Annotated in this window: 2 protein-coding genes and 1 pseudogene; 2 read left to right on the plus strand and 1 reads right to left on the minus strand. The window is 60.3% G+C overall.

Annotated features, from left to right (window positions below):
• Positions 1-221 precede the first annotated feature (221 nt).
• Positions 222-1,256 carry an IS110 family RNA-guided transposase gene (locus tag AC1DRP_RS36070; protein ID WP_476771085.1) on the plus strand — a complete coding sequence of 345 codons (1,035 nt, stop codon included), beginning with the start codon at positions 222-224 and terminating at the stop codon, positions 1,254-1,256.
• 286 nt (positions 1,257-1,542) lie between these two features.
• Here the strand turns inward: AC1DRP_RS36070 and AC1DRP_RS36075 are convergent.
• Positions 1,543-1,818 (minus strand): annotated as a pseudogene (locus AC1DRP_RS36075) (transposase); the annotation flags it as partial.
• A 579-nt stretch (positions 1,819-2,397) separates the two neighbouring features.
• Here AC1DRP_RS36075 and AC1DRP_RS36080 point away from each other — a divergent pair.
• On the plus strand, positions 2,398-2,607 hold the full coding sequence (locus AC1DRP_RS36080; protein WP_057193656.1) for a cold-shock protein: 210 nt from the start codon (positions 2,398-2,400) through the stop codon (positions 2,605-2,607).
• The last annotated feature ends 153 nt before the right edge of the window (positions 2,608-2,760 follow it).

A 2,760-nucleotide genomic window follows, 5' to 3' on the forward strand; every position in this document is an offset into this window, starting at 1 on the left:
CAGCGTCGAACCGTCGTCTCGAAGACCTCGCCCGTCGTCTCGAAGACCTCGCGCAGCAGATCGCTGTCGCGGAAGCGACCGTGCCGGTTCTTCGAGAAGGTGGAATGGTCGGGCACATCCCCCTCCAGGCCAAGCCGGCAGAGATGGAGTAGGCGGGCGGTCGCGCCAGGGCGAGAGTGCGCCGCGCGGCCTGAACCGCAACTTCTKCCATGGAGAGGGTGATGGACTATTTCGCTGGCCTGGATGTGTCCCTGGACACCGTGAACGTCTGCATCGTCAACGACGCGGGTGAGGTCCTGGTCGAACGGAAGATCGAAGCCGAACCAGCGGTCATCGCGGATCTGCTGACGAGGTTCGGTCATCCCTTCAAGCGCGTCGGCCTGGAAGCGGGTCCAACATCATCCTGGCTTTACAGCGCGCTGCGAGAGGCCGGGTATCCCGCGATCTGCCTCGGGTGCCGCCATGTGAAGGCTGGCCTCAGTGCGATGCGGAACAAGACCGACCGCAACGATGCGCGCGGCATCGCCCATCTTCTTCGCCTTGGATGGTTCAGGCAGGTCCACATCAAAAGCGACGAAGCGCAGCAAGTGCGTATGGCACTCGTCAGCCGTCAGCAGCTCTTGAATAAGACGCACGATATCGAGAACGCTATGCGTGGTTCGCTGAAGGTGTTTGGGCTTAGGATCGGGATCGTCACGCGGAGCGCCTTCGAGGTCCGAGTCCTGGAGCTCGTCGCGGATCATCCAATCCTGCTCGCGATCACCGAGCCGATGCTGCGCGTTCGTCGAGCGATGATCGAGGCTTTCGAKGTGCTGGACCGTATGTGCCGGCAGTTGGCGCGACGCGATCCTGTTTGCCGCCGGCTGATGACCATACCTGGCGTCGGAGTGGTCGTGGCGCTGACCTATCGCACGGGCGTCGACGTCCCCGAACGCTTCTCGCGATCGAGAGATGTCGGCGCGCATTTCGGCCTGACGCCGAGACGCTACAGCTCCGGACAGACCGACTTCGATGGTCGCATTAGCCGCTGCGGCGACGAGATGGTCCGCACCGCATTGTACCAGGCATCCCACGTCCTCTTCCACCACGGTCCCTGGTCCTCTCTGAGGTCGTGGGCCATGCGGCTGGCGAAGCGCGGCAGCGTGAAGGTCGCGAAGGTTGCTCTCGCACGCCGGCTCGCGGTCATCACGCACCGCATGTGGACCGAGGGCACTGAGTTCCGTTGGTCAGCGACGCCCGGATCGGTCGCCGCTTAGCCGCGTCGCGGGAACTCCATTTAGCGATCGACTTGCATAGTTCCGTCGCCGCGGCGGAAAAGAGCGCCCGGGAGGGTGCGAGGGTCGGACGAGCACGCATCGCTGGTTGCGATGGCACGGCATTCRCCGGTCTAATCGCGAGGCAGAGCTAGGCCGTTCGATCCTTCTCAACCCATCCTGTCCGCCGACGCAGCCAGCGTCGAGCACGCAAAGTAGCCTGAACTCGTCCGGGCGCTCCCGATCCGCATCGGCACGCAAAACGGAGTTGACACATGCCCGCCTAAAGAAACCAGCGATAGGCGAGGTTCAGATGGACTTCGTCGCAAAGCCTGCGCTCGGAGCGGATGCCGAAGCAGTAGCCGACGATCAGCATCCGGATCATCAGCTCGGGATCGATCGAGGGCCGGCCGGTGTCGCTGTAGTAGGGACGTAGATGCGCACGGATGCCGGACAGATCGACGAAGCGGTCGATCGAGCGCAGCAGGTGGTTGGCCGGGACATGCCGCTCAAGGCTGAACTCGTAGATTAGTGCCTCCTGCGCAACCGTCCGCTCGCCCATCATCGCGCCGCCCTCCGCCCAAGGACGACTGAATCAGAACCTCAGGCTCGCAGCAACACCGACTTCTTCAACAAAATCGGCCATCTTTCACCGTCTGGCAGTTTGCCGCGAACGTCTCACTTGGGTCGAGAGCGGTGATCAGGGGTTCGCTCGAAATCTGACATTGGCGAGCTTGCCGCAAAGCGGACGTCGCCATGGTCTGAGAAAGGTGGAGAGCCGAAGTTGGCTGTCTGCCCAGAACCGGACATTCGTGCCTTGGGGCGCGTCTCCTACTGGTTGTGTGTGGTCCTTCGAATTTTGCGCTCTGTAGGCCTAGCAGTTCAAAAAGGACGAAAGCGAAAGATATTCCTGATTTCGTAAGTGTTTTGCCTTGTTCTGCATGTATTATTCGATGCCGTAAATCGAACATTGACATTGGCTGTGTCGACGTGTAGWTTGGTTTTTGTCGATATTTGCTTGGACGGTCCTTGTTATTTTCGCGCTTCGGCGCGGCTCTGATGAACTCCCCCTTTCGAAATCGTTCTGAACTCGCCGAACATTCGTTCGGCGAACGACAGGTCTTGCCAAAAAGGAGGGTTTCTCATGACCACCGGCACAGTGAAATGGTTCAATTCCACCAAGGGTTTTGGCTTCATTCAGCCTGACGACGGCAGCCAGGATGTGTTCGTTCACATCTCCGCCGTCGAGCGCGCTGGAATGCGCGATTTGCAGGAAGGCCAGAAGCTCGGCTTCGAAGTCGCCCGCGACAACAAGTCGGGCAAGATGGCGGCCGAGCAGCTCCAAGCCGCATGATCTGACTGTTTCTTCGACGATGACCACGGATGTACTGGCATCGTCGACAACAGTCATTCGAGGGAAGGCCAAGCTTCTGCTTGGCCTTTTTTCGTTACTGCCGGCGACAGCGGAATACCGCACAGGAGATGGACATGGCTGAACATTCAAAGC

The sequence above is a fragment of the Allobosea sp. 01N443 genome, from assembly GCF_056399325.1.

What these genes read in the sequence shown, in the direction of transcription:
- AC1DRP_RS36080 (WP_057193656.1), top strand. Translation starts at nt 2,398, where the DNA reads ATGACCACCGGCACAGTGAAATGGTTCAATTCCACCAAGGGTTTTGGC.